At 39.7% G+C, this 20084-nt stretch carries 18 protein-coding genes; 16 read left to right on the top strand and 2 right to left on the bottom strand.

Going from position 1 to position 20084, the window contains the following annotated elements; translation table 11 throughout:
• Positions 1-83 precede the first annotated feature (83 nt).
• The 10 genes from ACM0P2_RS11580 (at position 84) to ACM0P2_RS11535 (ending at position 9322) form a co-directional block, all read left to right on the top strand.
• Positions 84-413, top strand: coding sequence for a hypothetical protein (locus ACM0P2_RS11580; protein ID WP_130051671.1), 330 nt, complete (start codon positions 84-86; stop codon positions 411-413).
• 236 nt (positions 414-649) lie between these two features.
• Positions 650-1693, top strand: a complete 1044-nt coding sequence (locus tag ACM0P2_RS11575) for a hypothetical protein (protein ID WP_130051670.1) — start codon at positions 650-652, stop codon at positions 1691-1693.
• A gap of 45 nt (positions 1694-1738) precedes the next feature.
• On the top strand, positions 1739-2032 hold the full coding sequence (locus tag ACM0P2_RS11570; protein WP_240701317.1) for a hypothetical protein: 294 nt from the start codon (positions 1739-1741) through the stop codon (positions 2030-2032).
• A gap of 386 nt (positions 2033-2418) precedes the next feature.
• Positions 2419-4203: a KAP family P-loop NTPase fold protein gene (locus tag ACM0P2_RS11565; protein ID WP_335679738.1), complete on the top strand. Its 1785-nt coding sequence runs from the start codon at positions 2419-2421 to the stop codon at positions 4201-4203.
• Positions 4203-5078 carry a hypothetical protein gene (locus ACM0P2_RS11560; protein ID WP_130051668.1) on the top strand — a complete coding sequence of 292 codons (876 nt, stop codon included), beginning with the start codon at positions 4203-4205 and terminating at the stop codon, positions 5076-5078. Before ACM0P2_RS11565 ends, ACM0P2_RS11560 begins: the two co-directional genes overlap by 1 nt.
• A complete protein-coding gene (gene qatC, locus ACM0P2_RS11555) occupies positions 5071-6402 on the top strand; it encodes a Qat anti-phage system QueC-like protein QatC (RefSeq protein ID WP_130051667.1) in 1332 nt (443 codons plus the stop codon). The genes ACM0P2_RS11560 and qatC overlap by 8 nt, the downstream gene beginning before the upstream one ends.
• Positions 6402-7127 (top strand): Qat anti-phage system TatD family nuclease QatD, encoded by a 726-nt coding sequence (gene qatD / locus ACM0P2_RS11550; RefSeq protein ID WP_130051666.1) that lies wholly within the window; start codon positions 6402-6404, stop codon positions 7125-7127. The genes qatC and qatD overlap by 1 nt, the downstream gene beginning before the upstream one ends.
• A gap of 59 nt (positions 7128-7186) precedes the next feature.
• On the top strand, positions 7187-7489 hold the full coding sequence (locus ACM0P2_RS11545; protein ID WP_130051665.1) for a hypothetical protein: 303 nt from the start codon (positions 7187-7189) through the stop codon (positions 7487-7489).
• Complete coding sequence (locus ACM0P2_RS11540) at positions 7476-8141, top strand: 3'-5' exonuclease (protein WP_417671573.1); 666 nt, start codon at positions 7476-7478, stop codon at positions 8139-8141. The genes ACM0P2_RS11545 and ACM0P2_RS11540 overlap by 14 nt, the downstream gene beginning before the upstream one ends.
• A gap of 14 nt (positions 8142-8155) precedes the next feature.
• Complete coding sequence (locus ACM0P2_RS11535; protein WP_130051663.1) at positions 8156-9322, top strand: DUF3800 domain-containing protein; 1167 nt, start codon at positions 8156-8158, stop codon at positions 9320-9322.
• Between the two features lie 380 nt (positions 9323-9702).
• Here the strand turns inward: ACM0P2_RS11535 and ltrA are convergent, their stop codons facing one another.
• The gene (ltrA, locus tag ACM0P2_RS11530) at positions 9703-11187 is read right to left on the bottom strand and encodes a group II intron reverse transcriptase/maturase (RefSeq protein ID WP_130051662.1); all 1485 of its coding nucleotides are present in this window, start codon (positions 11185-11187) and stop codon (positions 9703-9705) included.
• A 641-nt stretch (positions 11188-11828) separates the two neighbouring features.
• Entirely contained in the window at positions 11829-12182 is a 354-nt protein-coding gene (locus tag ACM0P2_RS11525; RefSeq protein WP_130051661.1) for a DUF3147 family protein, read from the bottom strand.
• Between the two features lie 84 nt (positions 12183-12266).
• Between ACM0P2_RS11525 and ACM0P2_RS11520 the strand changes: the two genes are divergently transcribed.
• From ACM0P2_RS11520 to ACM0P2_RS11495, 6 genes are read left to right on the top strand one after another with little or no spacing between them, the layout of a single operon-like run.
• Entirely contained in the window at positions 12267-12650 is a 384-nt protein-coding gene (locus ACM0P2_RS11520) for a BlaI/MecI/CopY family transcriptional regulator (RefSeq protein WP_028834938.1), read from the top strand.
• Between the two features lie 2 nt (positions 12651-12652).
• Positions 12653-13642, top strand: coding sequence for a M56 family metallopeptidase (locus ACM0P2_RS11515; RefSeq protein WP_126873597.1), 990 nt, complete (start codon positions 12653-12655; stop codon positions 13640-13642).
• Between the two features lie 13 nt (positions 13643-13655).
• Complete coding sequence (locus ACM0P2_RS11510) at positions 13656-14981, top strand: TolC family protein (RefSeq protein WP_126873595.1); 1326 nt, start codon at positions 13656-13658, stop codon at positions 14979-14981.
• Between the two features lie 16 nt (positions 14982-14997).
• Positions 14998-16230, top strand: coding sequence for an efflux RND transporter periplasmic adaptor subunit (locus tag ACM0P2_RS11505; RefSeq protein WP_126873594.1), 1233 nt, complete (start codon positions 14998-15000; stop codon positions 16228-16230).
• Between the two features lie 10 nt (positions 16231-16240).
• Positions 16241-19384, top strand: a complete 3144-nt coding sequence (locus tag ACM0P2_RS11500; protein WP_419226614.1) for an efflux RND transporter permease subunit — start codon at positions 16241-16243, stop codon at positions 19382-19384.
• Entirely contained in the window at positions 19374-20069 is a 696-nt protein-coding gene (locus ACM0P2_RS11495; protein ID WP_126873610.1) for a HupE/UreJ family protein, read from the top strand. The genes ACM0P2_RS11500 and ACM0P2_RS11495 overlap by 11 nt, the downstream gene beginning before the upstream one ends.
• The last annotated feature ends 15 nt before the right edge of the window (positions 20070-20084 follow it).

The raw sequence follows: 20084 nt of genomic DNA, 5'->3' as shown, positions 1-20084 counted from the left end.
ATATACTCTGTAGAAGAATTTAATTTCCCAATAAAACTCAATGCTAGTGCGGTGGGCTGGTATTTGTTGTGTTTGGTTGATTAATGACTACAGCGAATAGTGAACAATTAGATAACGTAAAAAGACAAGCTAAAAGACTTTCAAAAGTTATATCTCTTCCTCTGAAGCAGGCTCAGCAAGTACTATCTGAAGTTGTTTATGATTGTTCAAATTGGCAAGAACTAAAGCTACGCATAAAAGTACAGAGCAATGACGATTTAATTCTATTAACCAACCTTCATCCAAAAGCTGATACAAAATATATGGCAGTATTTGATAAGTATAAAGAAGCTATCTTAAGCCGGATGGATGACCACCCATCGTTTGTAAATGGACAAAATTCAAAAATTTTATTAAGTATTTTTTCACTTTAACTTATTGATTAATAGAACTTTCATTCTTTCATTTCTTCCTGTTATACATATTTGAAGTATTGACTTAAAATGACCTCTAAATTAGCCTAAATGAGGCTGTTCGGACAGCCTGTGCCTAGCATTTATTTTTGTTAAAAATAAAATACGGCAAAGCGGAGCATCCGAAAAAAATATTGTAACCACTGCAAGAACTGGCGTGCTGGGCCATCGTTCTGCTTTACGTTTGGAGCAATATTTTGATCACATATATTCACTTAGATCTCAAATTAGAAAGACAAGCAACATTACTTTCAACCTCTTTAAATCTTCCTATAGAAATTGCGAAGGACGCACTTGCCAGAGCTATTTATTGCGAAACTGACTATAAAGCACTTGAATCCTCGCTATATGAAAATATTAACTCGCTCAAAAGCAAGCACGCCATGCTACTGAATTGGCTAAAGTATTTGCTCATTGGAGAAGGAGTAAACGACAAAAGATTAATCATTGAATTACAAAAAAGTATTGATCACATGGCTAATCGACTTGCCAATATGGTTGTTATAAACATCAGTAAGTTGCAGCTTATCTCTAAAATATTTCTTTTGTTCGGTCTTGATGATGAAGCGAAATATATTTTCAATGCTAATTTCGGATTAATTTGGAAACCCATTTTTTCTGTCCTGAATAGAGATTACGAGGCACTTTACTCAACTATTAAGTTGGGAGAATTTCCATTTCGCTTGTTTGCAATAAGATACTTTGAAGAAAAGTACGATCAATTCTCAGTAAACAACAATTTTAAGAAAGCATTATTGTATTCGACGCCAAGTGAAGAAGAATTGTTAGATGAGGCAAATAAAGTTGAATTGTTGAAGCTTTGGTTTTTGAGTACACACTCTGTATTGAATAGTCAGACAATGTTTAAAGAAGAAAATCAACCACATGTATTTAATATCAAGAACAAGAGATATCTTGTTTATGGGTTTCCTTTAAGCAATAAAGCTTGTGAAGATCTAGATGAATCAACGCCATTACTAGATCTTCGAGTTAGAAATATTCGTGAAAAACAAACATTCATAATTAAGTTTGGGAAGCAAAAGCTAACATTGTTAGCTGAGAAATTAGATGATTCACCCGTTATTGATCATGTTAATTATTGTGAGTTTACTTACGCGCTCAAAGAAAGCTTACTAACTCACAAGGACGCTCGAAAATCTCCATGCCCTAAGTATGATTCTCTATTTAGTCTTGCATTGAGACCGTATAAAGATGCGGATTTGATTAATAATACTGTTTAAGTATTGAAAATTATGTTCAAAATTTATCTACAGGAAGCTTCAATAGTGACGGTAATTGATTTCAGCGAAGCCAAGAATGAGTATCTTGGAGAAGTACTGTTTGGAGTAGTCAAAGAAGATGAATCATTCAGGTATCGCCCGTTTGAGCAAATTACAACTTCTATGATAGTTGATAAGCTGGAGGTTGATGATAAATTGGAAATTAGAACTAGAAATGGAAGTCGTTACGTTGTTGATAAAAATCTCGGCTTTTATGAGATTTCAGTTAAAGAGCTAGCCATCATGAGAACAGGGCAATACTCACCTGCACGAATAATTCAGATAAGGAAAACAACGTAAACGGCTGAAGCATTCGACTATAGAGATATGTTCTATAACAATAAACAGAAAACATGATTCCAATTATCTACTTTCGTCGGTAGAGTATGAAGAGCAACATCAAGAACGGCTGAGAATTACCTTAGATAATAGGTCTATTCAGTCTGCTAGCAAATGACGACATTATAGCTAGTTACGCTGCTACAAAATTGGGTTACTTAAGCATTTTTCAATTTTGTAGAGACATTAAAAAGTGCTTCTGACAAACACCCAGTGAAGCGCACTTAGTAACTAATGTTATAAATTCAGAATAATTGCGATCTTATGTACTTAAGCTGAATAAATTGGCTTGAAATATAGAAATTTACACCAATTTAAATGAAATATAACAACAACAAGGACAGTAAATGTGGTCAGATAAAGAGTCTCCAATAGACTTTCTAAATTTTAATGAAACGGCAGAGTCGATTAAAGATTTAATTACTGAAAAAGAGCTAATGCCGATAAGTATCGGCGTTTTTGGTAACTGGGGGGCTGGGAAGTCTACTATTTTAGAGTTAACTAAAAAATCTTTAGCCGAGGATAAAAAAGATTACATTCAAATTCACTTTGATGCGTGGACATTTGAGGGATTTGATGACGCCAAGGCAGCTTTGCTTGAAACAATAGCCTCAGAGCTTTTAAAGGAAGCTGAAGGTAATAAAGGATTGGTTGATAAAGCTCAAAATTTTGCGGAGCGCGTTGATAAAATCAGATTACTTGGCTTGCTAGCTGAAGGAGGTGCAGCTGCATCCGGCTTTCCTTTGTTTGGTCTAGGTCAAAAGATAATGAATTATTTTGACGATGATATTGAAACTGGCGACCAAAATGAAAACAAAGACGAAATTGATTTTGGCGACGTAGCGGATATTGCAAAGAATGTCGAGAAGGGAGTGAAAAAAGGGAAAGGCTTAGTCAGATCTAAGAAAGTGATTTCACCACCAACTGAAATTCGCAAGTTTAGAAGTTCATATGCTTCTTTGCTTGAAGGTTTCAACAAGCCATTAATCGTATATGTAGACAATTTAGATCGCTGTTCCCCAATCAATGCAATTTCAACACTAGAAGCCATTCGATTATTCTTGTTTTTACCAAATACTGCGTTTGTTATCGCAGCGGACGAAGACATGATTAGATTGGCTGTGCAGCATTTTCACAAAGGAGCATCAGTTCGACATCAAAAAGACTACTTAGACAAGTTAATTCAAATACCTGTCCATGTACCAAAACCGGGCGTACAAGAAATTAGAGCATACTTGATGATGCTAATTGCTTCAGACAAGAAAGTCGAGCAACCAGAGTTCAATAAAATCCGCGATAAATTAGAGGAATCATTAAGACTTTCTTGGCAGCAAGATCCTATAACTATTGATGAGCTGCTTAATGACTGCAATGTTGACTACATTGAAGAGTTGAGAGCTGAATTTAAGGTAGCAGAGCAATTGGCTCCCATTTTAGCAAGTTCTGCGCATATTAATGGTAACCCGCGCATAGTAAAGCGCTTGCTCAATCAAATTCGAATGCGGCTTAAAACAGCGAATCGCAGAGGCATGCAGCTTGATGAGAAAACGATTACCAAATTAGTTATTTTTGAAAGGTGTATGGGTACTCAGGCAACTAATAAGCTTTATGAATTGATTGATAAAGAAAATGGTAAGCCAGAAATAATTGCCATGCTGGAAGATTCTGAAAGTGAACTTAGTCTCGATAAATTGCCTGAGGAGTGGAAAGAAGATCTAGAATTTCTTGATAAATGGTCAAAGTTACATCCTCCATTTTCAAATTTAAACCTTAAGCCTGCCGCTTATTTAAGTAGACAAAGCATTCCTCTTGGTGCCATTAACTCTGTTATGTCAGGTGCAGCATTGAAACTATTAGAAGGATTGTCAAAGCAAAAAAACAGACTTAGTGAAGTAAATTCAAAACTCTTGGAAACAACGCCTCAAGAGGAATATTTATCTGTCATGGATGCACTAATCGAACAATTTAAATTGGTCGAAGATTGGAAAAAGATGCCCGTTGGCTTTTATGGTGCTAGGTTACTCTCACTTAAAGATGAAAAATGCAAAAGCGTATTTGTAACATATACCAACACTATACCAAATAAGCCTTGGATGGTGCCTGTTATTAAAGAATTAAAAGGAGAAAAGTGATGGGTACTTCGGCGTCTGCTTCAGGTCCAAATAATCAAAGTCCATTGGTGCCGCCGTGGGCAGAAGAGGGAAACTCAGTACAATTTGGTTCTGGTATTGATGGTGGGTCAGATGGTTCACTAGATGATGGACAAGATGGAAATGGCGATCCTAATACTGAGACCGACAATGAGAAAGTACAGGAAAAAATACCCGGTCCCAAAAATAATGATCCCAAACCTAATCGACTATCAGGTGCTAGAAGATCATTTGGTGAATATGCCAAAGGTGGAGGCAGATCTTCTAATTTAAGAAGCTCACTTAGAAAGTATGCTAAAGGTTCTGGTGGAGGAACTGGAACGAGTAGACGATTAGTGTCCGGTATCACCGCTGGTACAAGTCTATTCAGAATGATGAATGGAGATAGTGTTAAAACTCAGTTTAAGACACTCTCCATTAATGACTTAAACGGCTTATCAACTGATCAAGCAATAGATCGAATAACAGAGCACCTTACTCCCGATAACGGTGATGCAGATGCGGTCAGAATTGCGCTTGACTATGCACTGGCAGAAGCATTAGCAGACGTTGAGGATTTTGATGCTGGAGTTTTTACTGAAGAAGTAATGTACGAAACTCTCTCGTGTTTTTTAACTGATTTAATATTTCAAGACATCGTGACAGGAATGGGTGAGGCTTGGTTCCATACGCAACATGCAAGTAAGCACCACAGAATGGAAGAAGAATTAAGGGAGTTAGTAAAAGTGGCAACCCAACAACAATTAGAAACCATTACGCATGGCAATGCGGGGAATATAACTAAGGATAATATAGACGAAGTGCAAATTGCCGTTATTAGCCAAACAGTTGAAGTTTGGGAGAGTTATAATGATTAATTATTACTTCCATAACGACCCCTCTAAGTTACCAGAATATTCTGCCGAGTGGCATCCTGTTCAAATTTATAACACACATGATTATGATGCGACTAAACACAGCAAAGCTTCAAGAACACTCCTTGAAGAAGTCAGAAAGTTGGGAGTACCAATTGATGCCGATGCGATAGATTTGGTTACCATTGCTTCTGCTGTTACCGCTGCTGATACTTTTGAATTGAGGAAAAATGCAGCAGATGCTTGGTCAAGGCAAATGCACTTACATATCCCTGTTACTGATGAAAAATTGTGGAATGCGTTATCAGACAAGCTAATTTCATTACTTAATTTTTTAACTGGTGATCAATGGGATTTCACTTTTTTTCAAAGCGAGATGACGTTACCAAAACCTATCAAAAGTGACAACGCGAAAGAAACTTTGGAATCACTAAAAGGATTGAATTCGGTATGCTTGTTTTCAGGCGGACTAGATAGTGCGGTAGGTACGATTGATATTCTTAATGGGAAGTCTAACTATAAACCGCTGCTAGTTAGCCACACATACAAAGGGGATGGCGCGAAACAAAGGGCAATTAAGTCTTTGTTAAAATCCAATTTCGCTGAAATCTCTTACAGTATTTATCCAAGCTTGATGGAGTCGCTAAAAGGCAAAACAGACATTTCCATGCGTGGAAGGAGCTTTAATTTCCTAGCAATGGCTGTGTTAGGAATTGTTGCGTTGAGAAACGCAACTGGTGATGCAAGTATTAACACAATAATAGTACCTGAGAATGGCTACATATCGATTAATCCACCATTAACTAGAAGACGAATCGGTAGTCATAGCACGAGGACAACGCACCCGTTTTTCTTAAGTAAGTTTGAAGAGCTGTTAAGGGATGCCGGATTTCATGTCAAATTTTTCAATCCTTACCAATTTAAAACAAAAGGTGAAATGTTGTCTGAGTGCAAGGATCAAGCTGCAATTGCTAAAGCAATTCCTCTAAGCGTTTCATGCAGTCATTGGCATAGAAGAAACATTCAATGTGGGCATTGTGTACCTTGCTTAATAAGAAGAGCATCTATTCATCATGGGAAATTTAAGAATGATGCAGATTATGAGAACCAACGTTTAAAAACAGTCCTTAATGAGCGTAAAAAACGGGATGATATCCAGTCAGTTCAAGCAGCGATTATCCGACTAAATAAAACTCAAGACTATAGAGGCTGGATCAGACAAAGTGGAAACCTACCTTCAGATCCAGACGTTAGAAAAAAACTGGAGTTAACGGTTAAACGTGGATTAACTGAGGTTGAGAATTTTTTAAAGGCTGAAAAACTGTAATGATGGATTTGCACTGTCATGTAGATCTCTATCCTGATCATGAAACGGTACTTAAAGATATTGAGAACTCTGGTTTTTACGTACTTTCCGTGACTACAGTTCCATCTGCATACAATGGAACCAAGAGGCTTACTGAAAAACTTAGTAATTGCAGAACAGCCTTAGGGTTACATCCACAGCTAGCCCACGTTAGAAGTAACGAATTGGAGCTATTTGATACTTTAGTTAGTGATACAAGGTACATAGGAGAGATAGGGCTGGATGGCTCAAAGGGATATATTGAGCATTTTGAATTACAGCAAGTTGTTTTTGAACATATTCTTGCAAAGTGTACTGAGTTCTCTGACAAAATCTTAACGATCCATAGTTTGAATGCAGTTAACGAAGTGTTAGATCTACTCGGTGCTTATCCTAAGGCTGGTACGCCTATCTTACATTGGTTTTTAGCAACAAAAACACAAGTATTCAAAGCTGTAGAATTAGGATGTTATTTCTCAATTGGCCCAGCAATGATTCATTCTGCAAGAGCTAGGAAGGTGATCTCTTGGTTACCTAGGGAAAGAGTTTTGTTAGAAACTGATGGCCCATTTGCCAAAGTTAAAGGCAATGTGATCTATCCATCTGATGTGACCTCAGTTACTGAATATTTAACTCAGGAATGGCAAGTTGATATTTCGGAAGTTAACTCGCAATTAAAGGATAACTTAAGAGATTTGGTAACATAACTTTTGAAGTATCATTTGAAATACGCTGCAAAAAGCATAAGTAAATTTAAGGGAAAATAATGAAGCTCTATGTCGTTGACATGAACAACGCAAAACATCATCTAAACATCACTGCTTCTTCAAGAGTTGAATTGGCGACCAAATTAGGAAGTGAAGTATTTACTATCGGATCACAAACTTTCCATGTAAAGAATGTCTTTGCTGAACGTAGTAATGATTCGATGCCAGCATCTACTGTCATTGGTGGGGCTTTGGGGCTTGTCGGTGGTATGCCCGGTGTTTTGATTGGTGGAGCGTTAGGTGCTTTATTTGGAAATGAAGCTGATAAGAAAGAACAATCGGCTATTGATGCATTTAACTAGCAAAGGTAAGGAGGCAGGTTACGTCATTATTATGGACATGATGAAAGGCAAAAATGGATTCCCTGCTGAAAAAATTGAGCATCCACTTATTGAACTACTGCTACCCAAACTAGAGTCTTATGAACATGCTGAAGAGCGCAGAATTTTCTACGTTGCTTTAACTAGAGCAAAACAACGGGTATTTATTCTTTCAATTGAAGAGAATTGTTCTGAGTTTGTAAACAAATTGCGGGGATATGGTAAGAAGTTAATTGATGAAACAAGCATAAAAGCTAGCCCAGACTCATTAAACGTTACTGATTTAAGTTGCCCTGAATGTAAAACAGGAAGACTTGTAAAGAATAAAGAAAATACTTATAGCTTTTGCGCAAATATCCCCCTATGTGATTATCGTCTCTACTATTGCAAAAAGTGCGGAGGCTCCAGAAAGCGGGTTGGTGAATTTCAAGTTTGCAAGGACAATCAATGTAATGCCAAAACACCTACATGTCCAAAATGCAGTGGAGATCTAAAACCAACTACTGGTAAATATGGTAAGTTTTGGGCTTGCTACAGTTGGGATTGCAATGGTTCCAAAGACTGGCGTATTTACGAGAAAGATGCCGATGTTTACAAGATGGAATATGAAGATAGCGTGCTATCTGGGAAGTAAAGGAATTCAATTTAATGTTACTAAGAACTAGCACGAAGCAGTATGAAATTTATTACGATGAATCTAATAATATCAGAAAACTCTATCTAGAAGGCGAGCAATACAATATAGATAAAGATCCTAATCAGGAATCTTCACCAATATTTGTTTTAGCCGGGGTTGCTTTCGATTCCAACAGTATTGAATTAGATTTTGAACAACTAAAAAAAGATCTACAGATACCTAAAAATAAGGAGAAAGGTAAGCAAGACAGAGAACTTAAATTCTCACATATGGCTAAGATAAGGGCCAAATATACGCCTATTGAAGCATTCAAGTACGCTTTAGGTAGCAAGCATTTTAAAACGCTTTTTAATCGACTTCTTTCGAACAAAATATTCATTCATTACGAGATGATCAATACCGTCTACTGGTCTTTTCTAGATATTATTGATGACCTAGTAATTTGCACTAAAGACCATAGAGATATTGTGTTACACGCAAAGTATAAAGATGCTTTGTATCGACTAATTAAATTGGATAAAGAAAATTTCTTAAATCTAATGAGTGAGTTTGATTTTCCCTATATCGAGAAAGGTAATTCGCTCGACTTCTTAAAGGCTTTTCATTCGTTAATACAAAAGAACTTAATGTTTATTTTGAAAACTGAAGGCCACGGCATCTACGCTCAGATGTTAATGATGCTAAGCACATTAACTATTAGGTGCATTAACATGTTTAGTGATGATTTTGAGTTTGAGTTGGTTTTTGATACAGAAAAAGGTGTGCTAATTAATGATCTATCTAATTTCTACATCAATCGAGTTCAGATGTTTCCGAATTCAAAGCATGTTATGGATAACGAGGAATTAATTGAAAATAAATTTAAAGAGTACAAAAACTGCGACAATAATTTTACTTCCTTAGATATTACCTTTGTTGATTCAAAACTATCTGAAAACTACCTTACGCAAATCTCAGATGTTGTTGCTGGGTTTATTCGGCTCTATTTTAACTTTTTGGAATACGCGAGTATTGATGAAGTATCTGTTTTCACATCAAACCTTAATAATCTACAAAAAGATAATTTAGAACTATTTAAAAAATTACTTGCCAGATCAATAGAGGAAAGTGAAATTCTGCTACATAGGGTCATAGTGCCAATTGATGAGCATAAAGCTTTTACATTATTAAAAATATAAGGCGGACAAGAAATGTAGCCTTTCAGTTATCAATGGACGGATATCAAAAGTGCCACTACTGTCTTTTGGTATTTCCGATTTGATGTCGAGCAATTGAGCGCATGAATTGTAATAACAGGTTGCTTTGTACTATTACCTATAATTTAGCGCTCAATTGGCGGTAATTAGCTTTATACAAAATTAGTAACATACTTTTTCTAAAAAGGTATTAGACTGACCACTATTTGTTGTTTGCCATGAACCGGACATTCAGGCGTAACTCTTTTCTGTCGGATAGACGACACCTGTTACCAAGTGTCGCCCTCCTAAGAACCGTACGTGCAACTTTCACTGCATACGGCTCAAGCCTTCACGAAGGCACCTAATTGGTACCCAGCAACTTATAAAGCAGCGAGATTAGGCTCATTCCAAGAGTTGCGGCATTGCCTCTTTGCTTTTCTCTTTGCCAAGTATTCTTGGTATAAAGGATCAAAAGGCGTAGCTTCACTCCTGATTTTCACATGTCTCTCTATTGGCACCTTAGCTATTTGAAATAGATTAAACTGACAATCCATGTTCATGTTCATGTTCATGCTCTTCTGCCAACCGTGAAATTGCCATTGGCCTCGACGGTTGATAAAGTACTTCATGGCGATCCAAGTTTTTGATTTTGTTGGATGACGCCTTTTAGCCCAATGCCATAACGCTAGAAATAGTTTGTGGCTCACATATCCGAATACTTGTTTGGCAACGCAATGGCGATAGTAATTCGACCAACCCCTGAGTTTCGGATTTATCAACTTGATTAGATCGTTAACGGGGGTAGTTGCGTGCTTTTTAATGAGTTCGCGCAAGTTACTCAGAAATATTAACGTGTTAGATTTGCTCGGTTTAATGAGCAGTTTTCCTTTGTACTTCCTATGGTTAAAGCCTAGGAAGTCAAAACCACGGCTAATGTGAGTAATGTGCGTTTTCTCTTCGGAGAGCGTTAAGCCTCTATGTGCTAAGAAGTCAGCAATCAACGGTTTGATATCGTTCTCCAGCACGTCCTTTGAAGTGCATGTGACGACGAAATCATCGGCGTATCCTATAAAGTTGGCTCTCGCCCCATTTTTAAGTGCGGTGGACTTAATGCGTTGCTCAAGACCTGCAAGAGTCATCAGCATCAAGGTTGGAGATATGATCCCGCCTTGTGGTGTTCCCTCGTCAGTGCGATAGAACAGCCCTTTGTCCATAAAACCAGACTTTAACCATTGTTCCAACATTCGTTTATCTACAGCTATATTATTCATAAGCCATTGATGCCCAATCTTGTCGAAACAGGCTTTGATATCTCCCTCAAGAACCCATTGCGCGGATTGCTTTTTACTCAAACAGAGAAAACACTGAGCAATAGCATCAGCAGTGCTTCTATTGCGCCGAAATCCGTAGCTATTTGGGTCAGCAAGTGTTTCTGACACAGGCTCTAGTGCAAGAAGGTGAAGCGCTTGTAGCGCTCTATCGACCATGCACGGGATACCCAAAGGTCTGAGCTTGCCGTTTTTCTTAGGGATGTAGATACGCTTGAGCGGTTTGGCTTGATAAGCCTTTCTGCTCAATTGATTGACTGCTTTCATGCGGCGCGTATCCGTATTCCAGATGACGCCGTCTATTCCGGGCGTTTTACTGCCTTTGTTTTGTGATACTCGCTTAACAGCAAGAAGTTTTGCCGAATGCGAGTGAGTCAGTATCCACTGCAACGCTTTCGCTTTGCTGTGTTTACCTTCTCTTGTTGCTTTTGCAATACGCATCTGAAGCTTTAAAACGTGCGACTCAACAGTTTTCCAATTTATGGATTGCCATTGAGCACTGTCAGGGGAGGCACTAATCTCTTTTGAAATCATCATTTGCGTTTCTCCTTGAATAAAGTTCTTCAAATTCTCTTGCAACGGAAGACCAGTCGGAAGTCAGCTCACTTTCGTGCCAGACAGACGTCTGTATCTGCATCATTACAATCCAGCCTTTGCTTTCTCCAACATCCTCTACCTGCATCACTATCGGCTATATAAGCTTTCCCAAAGGGAGTGATACAGGCTTACCGTGTTCCGTATGTTGCGCAATGTCAGGTTAGATGCCCGCTATAGTGCGGAGAGTTCAGTGATCACGAAAGAGCATGGGGCAATCTCTTTCCGACTCTCGTGCCTTTTGGCTACAGCGTATTAACCACTTCCGCTGTTTCATCGTATAACGCACCTTACGCGGATTCACTTATGTTCATCATACTGACTGCCTAGCACTCACCCGATTTGTGGTTATCAGGAGGATCGTCCTCTCACGATTAAGATCCCGATTGGCGCATACCAACCTTCGTTACATTGTCAGAGCCGCTACTTTATTCAGGCTCCTAGGATCATCTGGTGATACAGATGGTTCACTCATTAAGCGGTGAACAGCGCTTCATACGACTTCACGTCGCACGCCCCATTACGCGTTAACGTAAATACTCTAATGGCAGCTGTGGGGTGAACAAAGGACCTTGCTGTTAACCTCAAGGAAGCAAATCTATTCCAAACAGCTTCAGCAATAAAGAAAACAGCCAAAAGCAAATTACAGTTATTAATGAGCTGATGAGTAACGATAGCCAAAAACTGTAGCGCTGCATCAGCATGGGGAAAAGTAAAAACATGGGCAATGTGAGAAGTACATACCAAAAAGTGTACCAAGCATGATTGGCTATTTTCTCTGACGGCTGCTTTTCAACATATAACCAAATCATGGCTAAAATTGTGACTGTCGGTAAGGCCACTATGAGTGCGCCTAGTTTATCATTTCGTTTTGCTAGCTCCGATGCCGCGACAATGACCGTAGCGGTGATCAAATACTTAGTTATTAGCCAACCCATATAATACCCTTAAATCTAAAAACCGATTGCCTATCGGTTTTTGTTGTGGCAATATAGCCAGCGAATTAAATAGAGTAAAGTGTTATGCAATTAGGTGAACTAGAAAAATTAGTGCTTCAACATTTCTGGAATGTCAAAGAGGCGGATGCAAAGCAAGTACATAAAGTACTGGGGTTAGCTCGTGGTAATTCGTTAAATACTATCCAAAGTACGCTTGATAGGTTATTTAAAAAAGAATTACTTAAACGCACTAAACAAGGCCATGCGTATTGTTATTCAGCCAGAGTAGATCGTGAAGGCTTAATTGCTCAACTTATTTCAAATGTAACCAGTGACTTTGTTGATGATGGTGAAAATAGCTTAATTGCTGCGTTCAGTTCTGCTTCGGCACAGCTTAATGACGAACAACTCGATACATTAGAAAAAATGATCGAGAAACAACGCCAGCTAAGAAAGGAACGGGCTTAATTATGTTAGTTGGAGATATGGCAATCGTTCTAAATTTGCTCAGTGTTTCAGTGCTTGCATTTGTGATCGGTATTGCAACTGTTGCTGTCGTATCTCGTTTTGTGTTGTTCAGACTCAAACAAGTCAGTTTTAATAGTCAAAAGTTTATATTGTGGTCACTAGTGAGTGCACCTTGGTGGATAGCCTTTTCTTGTATTGGTTACTTTATGCCTTACTCGTTAGGGTTTGATAAAGTTTTTAACATAAGCTGGTTCGAAGATTTTGCCCATTGGCACCATATCGATATTTTTAGCTTTTCAAGTTGGCACGCGTTAACCTTACTTTTAGCACTAATCTATTTAGCTTGGCGCGTAACTAAGACTACCTTTGTTAGAACCAAACAGTCCATCGCATTATCGAGTTTACTAAGCTTTACTGATGCACAAGGTGCTAGGACGACTAATGGCAATCAATATTTATTGATGCCTGTTAAAGTGCCTGTTGCCTTTACTACAGGTTTTATATCTCCCAAGATATATGTATCAACCGGACTACAAACCCAAGTTAGCGATGAACAACTTAATATCATCGTTAATCATGAACTGGCCCATGTAACGGCAAGAGACCCGTTATTTAAAGTGCTTTTCACGGCACTTGCCAGCTTCTATCCGTCACGTATAAAACAAACCCTAATCGAGCAATATGTCTTAATGACGGAAAAGATGGCCGACAATGAGGTCACAAAAGAATACGACCACCTTGATATCGCACAGACATTAATTGATGTCGCTAGACTTCAAAAAGCACTTCCTACGGACTGCGATCAGGCGTCTGTTAGCTACTTCGGACATGATTACACGAGTCTTCGTGTTGAGGGTTTATTAAATCCAATTAATAAACCGTCACTTACTACTATCATCATTACTCTAGCATTATTGGCAACTATGCCAGTACTAGCGGCATCCACTGTCGATAGTTTTCATCACTTTATCGAAACTTTTTTCATCCATTAATTAAGGATATGGAATGAGATTTAATTTTTATAAAAGCAACGGAAAAAAACCGATCGGCAATCGGTTTTTGGCTGTTGGTCTAGTTTTAACAACGGGGGCTGGTTTAGTAACATCAACTCCCTTTTTGGCTAATGCGCAGTCCCAGCAGCAATTACAGTCATCACATCAGGTTATAAATTTAAGCAAGGCTGTGACCATGACTCTACAAAGTCATCCTGAGCTAAAAGCCTTGATAGCTCAAGAAGCTGTGTGGCAAGGTAATATCGAGCAAGCTGGCATTGGAGAGCGTCCTCAAATAGGTTTAATGATTGAAGATGCGTTAGGGACAGGTGAGCATAGCGCATTACAAAGTATGCAATCAACGCTCACATACTCTTGGTTGCTTCAACAAGATCAAATTGATGGCAGAGTTAATGCGGCAAAAAGCCAAGCAAATGCAGTAATAGTAGAGCAAAAAATAAAAGCCCTCGATTTATCTGCGATTGTTGCTAAACAGTTTGTTGAAATCTTGATAAAGCAAGAGCGCTTGAAACTCAATCAATTAGCGGTGTCTCAGGCACAGGAAGTGGTTGACGCTATTGCCAAAAGAGTAAAAGCGGGTAAAAGTTCCAATGTTGAAATGCGCTTGGCTCAAGCCGAGCTGGTTCGAAGAAATCTCGCTGTAGAAGATTTAGAGCACGAATTAAAAGCTAGTCATTATCAACTGTCATCCTTATGGGGCAAGCCTCAGGCTGAGCTTAAATTAACTGGGAATTTAATGCTTAAGCCGGAAATTCCCTCGGTAGAAAGCCAGCTAATCAAGCTTAAGCAAGTCCCACAAATACAGCAGTTTGTTAATGAACAACGTATCGCTCAGTCTCAAATGGAGCTTGCACGCATTGAAGCAAAACCTCAGTGGCAACTCACTGCGGGATTGAGACGATATGAAGCGACAAATGACTTTGGTTTAGTAGCGGGTATATCTATTCCTTGGGGGAATGACAATAGCAATGCAGGAACAATAGCGGCCTTACGCGCAAAACAAGATGTACTGGCAACTCAGCAACAAGCCTTAATGCAGAAACTGGATGCACAGCTATATGTGCTATTACAAGAAATGGCGCATTCCCACCATGTCATTGAAACGATTCAAGCTGAAATTATTCCCGTACTAGAAACCGCATTGACTGAAGCAAGTCAGGCATTTGATATCGGTAAGCTTAGCTACAACCAGTGGAGTGATATACGTAGAGAGCTGCTCAGCGCCCAAAATCAGTTACTTGATGCTTATCAATCTTTGCATTTACAACATATTGAAATTCAACGCCTAACTGGCGTGCCCGTTAGTGATAGCGAGTAAAACCATGAGTAAATTTATGAAAAATAAAAATATTCTGTCGTCATTGAGCTTGGCGATTATTATCTCATTCACAGGTGTCGTCGCACCTAATGCTATTGCAGCATCAACACCTGCGGCAGAGCAAGCTGAACCAGAGAAAGGTCCACACCGTGGGCGCATGTTACGAGATGGTGATTTTGCCATTGAACTCTCTATTTTTGAAACTGGTGTGCCACCAGAGTTTCGTGTTTGGGCGACAAATGATGGACAACCTATAGACCCAAAGAATGTCGATTTAAACGTAAAATTAATTCGCCTAGGCGATGGCACTGATGATATTAACTTCAATGCTCAAGGTGACTTTCTTCGCGGTGATATGGTGATTTATGAGCCTCACTCTTTTGTTGTTGCCATTGAAGCAACTTATCAGGGTAAAAAGTACAATTGGCGATATGACAACTTCGAGGGTCGCACCACAATTGAACAGGCAGTTGCCGATGCAATGGAAATCAACACTGAAATCGCAGGCCCTGCGACAATTCATCAAACCATACCCGCTTATGGAAAATTAAGTTTACCTGTGGACGCTAAGCGAAACATTGCTGCGCGTTTCGATGGTGAAATCACCAAATTACACGTCAATTACGGTGAAATTGTTAAAAAAGGGCAAACGCTATTCACAGTAGAAAGTAATGAAAGTCTTAAGCCCTACGTTATTAAAGCGCCCATTAACGGTGTTATTACCCAGTTATTCGCAAACGCGGGTGAGCAAACTAATGGTAAAACCTTACTCACCATTACCAATCTTAATCGCCATATTGCCAAATTAGCGGTTTATCCTTCGGATTATTCCAAGGTTAAACTGGAAACGCCAGTTACGTTAAACATTGAAGGTCATGAGGACCCCCTTGTAGGTGAGGTGTCATTTATTGAACCTAGCGTGAGAGATGATCAGGCAAGAATAGTTTGGGTCGAATTAGAAGGTCGTAACCTTGCCGAAGGCGGCTTCGTAAAAGCTGACATTGAAGTTGCAACCATTGATGTGCCACTGGCTGTAAAGCGTGTTGGCTTACAAGGTTTTAGAGACTTTACTGTTGTTTACGCCAAAGTGGGTGAGCAGTATGAAGTTCGTATGCTTGAGTTGGGCCGCACTGGAGGCGAATGGATTGAAGTATTAGGTGGCCTAAAAGCGGGAACCGAATACGTGACCAACAATAGCTACATCTTAAAAGCCGACATTGAAAAGTCTGGCGCATCACACGATCACTAGGAGTGTATAAATGTTGGAGTCAATTTTACGCTTTTCAATAAAGCGCAAATTCCTTGTCATGGTGATGGTGTTAGCTGTGTCAGGTTTGGGTATATGGAATTTTACCAAACTACCGATTGATGCAGTGCCTGATATCACCAATGTGCAGGTAATGATCAATACCGAAGCGGCTGGGTTTACGCCATTAGAAGTTGAGCAAAGGGTAACTTTTCCGTTAGAGACCGCATTGTCGGGTTTACCGGGGTTAACCTATACCCGCTCAGTTTCTCGTTATGGCCTATCTCAAGTGGTTGCAATATTCAGTGATGATACTGATGTCTATTTTGCCCGTCAGCTTGTTAATGAGCGTTTATCAGCGGCACGCGCTGAGTTACCGCTGGGCTTAGAGCCTCAACTTGGGCCAATTGCGACAGGTCTTGGTGAAATATTCATGTTCACTGTTGATGCTGAGCCTGATGCTACACATGCTGATGGCACGCCTATTACACCAACGGATTTACGAACCGTACATGACTGGACAATAAGACCACAGTTAATGCGGGTGCCGGGTGTAGTAGAAGTGAACCCGATAGGCGGATTTGAGCGTGAAATATTAGTCGCTTTCAAACCTGAAAAGTTACTTGCTTTTGGGCTGTCACAAGCCGATGTGGTTGATGCAATTTCGCAAAACAACCAAAACCAAGGTGCAGGCTTTATTGAGCAAAATGGCGCACAGTGGTTGTTAAGGCTGCCCGGTCAGGTTACTGATATGACTGCCATTGGTAATATTCCGCTTAAGTCGCTTGATGGTTCATCAATTTATATAAAAGACGTAGCCGATATTGAAAACGGCAAAGGGCTTAGAACTGGCGCTGCTACACAAAATGGTCGTGAAGTGGTGATGAGTACGGTATTTATGCTTATTGGCGAAAATAGCCGCACAGTAGCTCATGCCGTGGGAGAAAAGCTCAAGGAAATTAACGCCACTTTACCAGAAGGTATAGTCGCAACTGCTGTTTATGATCGCACTAAATTAGTAGATAAAACGCTACAAACGGTTCAGCTTAACCTGATCGAAGGGGCTATTTTAGTCATTGTCGTTCTATTTGTACTACTGGGTAATTTCAGGGCTGCATTTTTAACAGCCTTAGTGATCCCATTTGCCATGTTGATGACAGTAACAGGTATGGTACAAACTCGCGTGAGTGCTAACCTGATGAGTTTAGGCGCGTTAGATTTTGGTTTGTTAGTCGATGGTGCCATTATTATCGTGGAAAATTGTCTTCGCAGGCTAAGTCAAGCAGGAAACAAACCTCTGCCGCTAAAAGAACGCATGGAACTCGTGTTCGAAGCCACAAAGGAAGTCATACGTCCAGCGCTATTTGGCGTGTTTATTATCACCGCAGTATATCTGCCAATTTTCGCTCTTGAGGGTGTTGAAGGTAAAATGTTCCACCCGATGGCTATCACTGTAGTTATCGCACTACTTAGTGCAATGGTGTTGTCTGTCACCTTCGTACCAGCAATGATTGCCTTGTTATTTAGAAAACCTGTGAAAGAAAAGCACAGTCCTGTCATCCGTGGTGCTGTTGTACTTTATAAACCCGCATTAAAATGGGTGTTACAGGCACGATGGTTTGTGGTCATTGTCGCGACATTATTGGTAGGTTTATCTGGATATCAAGCTACTAAGTTAGGTAGTGAATTTGCGCCCAACTTAGATGAAGGCGACATTGCCATGCATGCGCTGCGAATTCCGGGTACGTCATTGTCTCAAGCAATCGCGCTTCAGGAATCTTTAGAAGATAAAATTAAACAAATGCCAGAAGTTGAACGCGTCTTTGCCAAAATAGGCACTGCCGACGTTGCAACTGATGCCGTTCCGCCAAGTGTCGCAGATAACTTCATTATCCTGAAACCTCGCGAGTTGTGGCCTGATCCAGATAAGACAAAAACTCAAGTTGTAGAAGAGTTAGCCGCGCTAGTAGAGCCAATTCCGGGGAACCGATATGAGTTTTTACAGCCAATACAAATGCGTTTTAACGAATTGTTAGCTGGGGTGAGAGCTGAACTTGCGATAAAAGTGTTTGGTGATGACTTTGATACGTTGACTACGTTAGGCAGTGAGATAGAGGGTGCAATCTCTCAGGTTGAAGGTGCCGTAGATATACAAGTTGAGCAAACCACTGGTTTACCCATGCTTAATCTTGTGCCAAATCGTGAAAAACTGATGCAGTTTGGTATTAGTATTAGCCAAGTACAGTCTCAAGTGGCAATGGCTATGGGCGGTACAGTTGCAGGTAAGTTTTATCAAGGCGATGTGCGCTCAGATATTGTAGTAAGGCTCACAGAGTCCAAACGTAATGATATCGATTCAATACCTTATTTACCGATAACGTTGGCTGATGGACATACAGTACCACTTAAAGAATTGGTTGATATTGAGCTGATATCGGGTGCTAACCAAATAAATCGTGAAAATGGTAAACGTAGATTGGTAGTAACTGCCAATGTTCGTGGTAGGGACTTAGGTAGTTTTGTTGCAGACATACAAGCAGCCATTAATGAAAACGTTGAAGTACCTGCTGGTTATTGGGTGGAATATGGCGGCACTTACCAAAAACTGCAATCCGCTTCAGAGCGCCTGAGTATTGTTGTACCTGTCACTTTAATCATGATTGTTGGTTTATTAATCCTCGCCCTTAACTCGTTTAAAGATGCCATGATCATCTTTACGGGGGTTCCGCTTGCATTAACTGGTGGTATTGCTGCGCTGTTACTACGTGGTATTCCGTTCTCAATTTCGGCAGCGGTTGGCTTTATCGCCTTATCGGGCATCGCCATCCTAAATGGACTGGTTATGGTGTCGTTTATCAGAGAACTGCGCAAAGATGGTTTGGCACTTGATAAAGCAATCTTTGATGGTGCGCTGACGCGTCTTCGACCTGTGTTAACAACCGCACTCGTTGCTTCATTAGGTTTTATTCCTATGGCGTTAAATACAGGCATAGGCTCGGAGGTTCAGCGGCCTCTGGCAACAGTAGTCATTGGTGGCATTATTTCGTCAACGATTTTGACTCTGTTTGTCATCCCTGCCTTATACAGAATTTTACATAAAGAAAAGGAGTCTATTTTGACTGATGTTGAAGTATTGGAGTCTCAAGATGCCAAGTAACATGATTAAAGTACTGACTTATCTGACGATTGCGCTGTTAGCGCTTGTCAGTATCGAAGCTTTTGCTCACGGAGTCGATGATAAAACCAGAGCATTTTTAGAGCAAAATAATGGAGTACAGTTTATCCCGTTTTTATATATAGGCGCTAAGCATATGATAACGGGCTATGACCACTTGCTGTTTTTAGTCGGTGTTATCTTCTTTTTATATCGTAGCCGTGACGTACTGTTGTACGTCACCATGTTTACTATTGGGCATAGTACAACCCTGTTATTTGGTGTGTTAAGTGACATACAGGTCAATGCTTATTTAATTGATGCCATTATCGGTTTTTCCGTAATTTATAAGGGCTTCGATAATCTAGGTGGCTTTAAGCTTTGCTTTAATTGGCAGCCTAATACCCAATGGGCGGTGCTGATTTTCGGTCTGTTTCATGGCTTTGGTTTAGCTACCAAATTACAAGAGTTTAGCCTAGCTGATGAAGGTCTTATTACCAACCTGATTGCCTTTAACTTAGGTGTTGAACTTGGTCAATTTGCTGCGCTCGCACTTATTTTGATCATGATAAATGCATGGCGAAAACTGCCTTCATTTCAACGCTTTTCGACAGTCACAAATACCGCACTAATGAGTGCTGGTGTGATGTTGATGGGCTTACAACTTGCTGGTTACTTTACCATTTAATCGATTTTTAACTTA

It is taken from the genome of Alteromonas sp. OM2203 (genome assembly GCF_048517045.1).
Classification (GTDB): Bacteria; Pseudomonadota; Gammaproteobacteria; order Enterobacterales; family Alteromonadaceae; genus Alteromonas; species Alteromonas gracilis.
Note: the sequence above shows the minus strand (reverse complement) of the source record. Positions and strands in the feature narration are given on the sequence as shown.